Source organism: Rhodonellum psychrophilum GCM71 = DSM 17998 (assembly GCF_000381545.1).
Lineage (GTDB): Bacteria > Bacteroidota > Bacteroidia > Cytophagales > Cyclobacteriaceae > Rhodonellum > Rhodonellum psychrophilum.
Genome location: NZ_KB906697.1, coordinates 13,466 through 16,084, shown reverse-complemented (window position 1 = coordinate 16,084; position 2,619 = coordinate 13,466). Strand labels below are relative to the sequence as shown.

At 40.5% G+C, this 2,619-nt stretch carries 2 protein-coding genes; both read left to right on the top strand.

Translation table 11 applies throughout. The features are described from left to right. The first annotated feature begins 619 nt into the window (after positions 1-619). On the top strand, positions 620-1,402 hold the full coding sequence (locus F824_RS0123420; RefSeq protein WP_026333890.1) for a type IV toxin-antitoxin system AbiEi family antitoxin: 783 nt from the start codon (positions 620-622) through the stop codon (positions 1,400-1,402). Beyond that, positions 1,383-2,285, top strand: a complete 903-nt coding sequence (locus F824_RS0123415) for a nucleotidyl transferase AbiEii/AbiGii toxin family protein (RefSeq protein ID WP_019600376.1) — start codon at positions 1,383-1,385, stop codon at positions 2,283-2,285. The genes F824_RS0123420 and F824_RS0123415 overlap by 20 nt, the downstream gene beginning before the upstream one ends. Positions 2,286-2,619 lie beyond the last annotated feature (334 nt).

Below are 2,619 nucleotides of genomic sequence, written 5' to 3'. Positions count from 1 at the left end.
GATCTCACTCGGTGAACCTTCGTGAGCTAACTCATTTTCTTCACGCTCTCCGATGCCTGCCAAAAACCGCAGATATATAGGCCGTCCTTTTATCCAGAGGAAGTTTGGTGCGAAGATATCGTTTTCTTCCGGTTAACCGTGGTCTGTGTCCCCACAGACCACTCCTTCCTTCCTTGCCGGCCAATATCAGCGAAGCCTGAAGGGATTCAACCTTGAATGGCCGCGGGTGGAACCCGTGGGAATTGGAATGTCGGGGTTGATTGTCTTTGGCTAAAGAAAAAGATTGAATCCCGAAGGGTTTTCGCCAAGGCAGGTGGATGACATTAATCGCAATTTTTGTTCTTTGTCACTTTTTCCTTGATCAAAAAGGAACCAAAAAATCAAGGCTGATATCTCTTCTTCAAATTGGGGCGGGTGTTTTTCACAATATTGATTCGCTTCCAATTTGATTTTCCGCAAGAAAAAACCTGTGTTTTATATTGTCGATTCTAACTGAGACGGTATAATTTCATAAATGGATAGTTTATATAAATTTCATTTTAGGTACTTTAGATACCCAAATCCTTCAAATTATAAACAATTTTTTGTCTTAGTTTATAAAATTCAATATATTGGTACTATGAGTAACAATATCACATCGAAAATAAACCAATTACTGACTTCCCAAGCCTCCGGAATTGTGTTTATCAGCAGCTGGCTATCGGATCAGGGATATAGCCTGGATCTGCAAAAACGATATAGGAAGAGCCACTGGTTTCAATCTATCGGTACTGGCGCCATGATTAGAGCTGGAGATAAGGTTGGGTATGAAGGAGCTGTATACGCTCTTCAAAATCAAGCCAACTCTCACACACATCCAGCCGGGAGAACTGCCTTGTCGATGTTAGGAAAAGGGCATTACCTGGAACTGGGCACAAGTAAAGTGTTTCTCTTTAGTACAGCCAAAGAGCAGTTACCCACCTGGTTTAAACAATATGATTGGGGGGTTCAAATTGCTTACCATGCCTCAAATTTTCTTCCTCCCAATACAGGTCTGATTGATTTTGAAATAAAGAATTTCAAAATCAAAGTATCGGGTCCAGCCCGGGCCATGTTTGAATGCTTATATCTGGTACCAAAAGAACATAGCCTTATGGAGTGTTTCGAGTTAATGGAAGGATTGAATAATTTAAGACCAAATGCTGTCCAGGAACTCCTGGAACAATGTGGTTCAGTTAAAGTAAAACGTCTCTTTTTATATCTTGCTGAAAAAGCTGGTCATTCCTGGTTTCCATATATCAAGCTTGATGAAGTGGATTTAGGGACAGGCAAAAGGAGTTTTGTGAAAAATGGTATGTATATACCCAAATATCAAATCACAGTCCCAAGAGAGTTGAAAGAGTATGGCACAACAAAGCTATAAAAATCAGATAAAACTTTTATTGGATGTTCTTCCTGAAGTGGCTAGAGAAAAATGTTTTGCTCTTCACGGTGGTACGGCAATTAACTTGTTTATTCGAGAAATGCCGCGCTTATCTGTAGATATAGATCTTACTTATGTCCCTATAGAGGACAGAGCAACCTCCATGATAAACATCAATAAAGCACTGGAACGTACAAAATCAAGGATTGAGTCTGTTATTCCAAGTGTAACGGTAATACACAGGTCTGATATCGCAAAGCTTCAGATTTCAACTAGAAATGCAAGTATAAAACTGGAGGTAAACCTAGTAGGCAGGGGCACATATATTCCTCCTGAAGATATGGTTTTATGTGATAAGGCACAAAATGAGTTTAATGCTTTTTGTGTCATTCCTGTAGTGCCTTTGGGACAATTATATGGTGGGAAAATATGCGCTGCCTTAGACCGGCAGCATCCTAGGGATTTATTTGATGTAAAATATTTGCTAGCAAATGAAGGGTTTTCTAACGAAGTAAAAAGAGGCTTTTTACTATGCCTCCTTGGGAGTGAAAGACCAATCCATGAGGTTATATACCCTAACCTACAGGATCAGCGATCTGCATTAACAAATCAATTCGAAGGCATGACCACCGAAGAATTTAGCTACAAAGAATATGAAGAAATAAGGTTTAAACTTATCGAAGTGATCCACAAAAATTTGATAGATGAGGATAAAGATTTTCTTTTAAGCGTAAAGAACCTGACTCCGAACTGGACAAAATATGATTTTCAGCTTTTCCCATCCGTTCGTTGGAAAATTCAAAATTTGCAAAGGTTAAAGGATACCAATCCGAAAAAACATGCAGATCAGTACAATGCCTTGAAAAAAAAACTTAATAAATAAGCTTCCCCTTTCCCGTTCAATATCCGAGAAGCCTGAAGGGCCTGCCTGACGCTGAGGAAGGCTTCAACCTTGATTAGCCACGGGTGGAACCCGTGGGAATTGGAATGTCGTGGTTGTTTGTCTTTGGCTAAGGGAAAGGAATGAATTCCAAGGGCTTTTCGCCAAGGCAGGTAGTTGTTATTTGTGGTGATTTTGGTTCTTTGTCACTTTTAGCTTAGCCTCCGCGATAATTATCGGGATAACCAAAAGGCCAAGAAATTGGAATCCTCCTCCGCCCTTGGCCCACGCCGGCTCGGTCCAATTTCCTCCTCCCCACGTCCGAGGGAAGTTTAGT